The 1,311-nt window shown below is 48.3% G+C and carries 1 protein-coding gene; it reads left to right on the top strand.

Features of this window, described 5'->3' with window-relative positions; genetic code table 11:
* Positions 1–76: 76 nt before the first annotated feature.
* A complete protein-coding gene (locus tag ICN49_RS11560; protein ID WP_216168225.1) occupies positions 77–1,252 on the top strand; it encodes an integrase core domain-containing protein in 1,176 nt (391 codons plus the stop codon).
* The last annotated feature ends 59 nt before the right edge of the window (positions 1,253–1,311 follow it).

Genomic DNA, 1,311 nt, shown 5'->3' with positions numbered 1-1,311 from the left:
TGTACGAATCGACACATAGTTAACACTTTATACCGGACACATACTTTACAGTTTTTGGCATAGGAGGGACCACTCTATGCCGTGGAATGAAAGTACGAAGATGGATGAAAAGCTCAAATTTGTGTCTCGTTATCTTGATGGCGAGAAGATTGCTACCCTGTGTCAGGAGTTCGGTATCTCTAGAGTGACTGGCCATAAGATCATTGATCGTTATAAAGACAGTGGTTTAGAAGCCTTTACGGATCGCAGTAGACGACCCTTTCGGCAGGCCAATCGCTTGCCCTTCCAGGTTGAGCAATTGATTGTGAACCTGAAAAAAGAGTTCCCGACCTGGGGCGCTCCTAAACTGCGAGACCGCTTGCACACTCACTATCCCGAGCTAGTTTTGCCAGCCAAGAGCACCGTACACGCTGTACTGGATCGCCATGGTTTAGTCAAAAAGAAACGGCGCCGGTATGGCAAGCTTGAAGGTACCGCATTAAGCAATACTCAATCCCCCAATGCCCTATGGTGCGTGGATTACAAAGGGGAGTTTATGCTCGGCAATAAGCAGTATTGCTATCCCTTGACGGTCACCGACTATGCCTCGCGCTTTTTGATTTGTTGTGAGGGCTTAGAAAGTACCAAAGAAGCCGGAGCCTTTACAGTCTTTGAGCAACTCTTTAAGGAGTATGGCTTGCCAGGGTCCATCCGCTCAGACAATGGGGTGCCCTTTGCTAGCCCCAATGCGATTTATGGTCTATCGAGTTTGTCGGTGTGGTGGCTGCGCTTAGGGATTGGGATTGAGCGCATTAAACCCGGCAACCCCCAGCAAAATGGTCGGCATGAACGCATGCACTTAACGCTCAAGCAAGCGACGACTAAACCCCCTGCCAAAACACTTTTGCAACAACAAGATAAGTTTGAAGACTTTATCTATGAGTACAACTTCGAGCGACCCCATCAAGCCTTGGAGATGAAAAAACCGGCGCAGCTCTATACCCCATCAAGTCGAAAATATGAAGGCTTGCCAGATGTCAGTTACCCCTTCCACGATAAAACAGTCACTGTGACTAAATGCGGCAGGATCTGTCTGGGCAATCAAAAGATCCACTTTAGTACCGTGTTCGCTGGTCATGACGTGGGCCTGCGCCAAGTCGAAGACGATGTGTGGTTAGTGAGCTTTATGGATTACGATATGGCTTACTTTGATATGGAATCTCACAAGGTTAGTGCCCTAGAGAATCCATTTGGTCCCAAAGTATTGGGGTGAACGGCAACTGTAAACTATGTGGTCGGTACCGGACGTAAAGCATGTGTCCGGTACGGACC

This window comes from Polynucleobacter finlandensis (assembly GCF_018881755.1).
In the GTDB taxonomy this organism is placed as follows: domain Bacteria; phylum Pseudomonadota; class Gammaproteobacteria; order Burkholderiales; family Burkholderiaceae; genus Polynucleobacter; species Polynucleobacter finlandensis.
This window is presented reverse-complemented; position numbering and strand designations above follow the sequence as displayed.

Bases quoted from the DNA above. Each gene is read 5' to 3' on its own strand.
- ICN49_RS11560 (WP_216168225.1), top strand. From the start codon at position 77: ATGCCGTGGAATGAAAGTACGAAGATGGATGAAAAGCTCAAATTTGTG.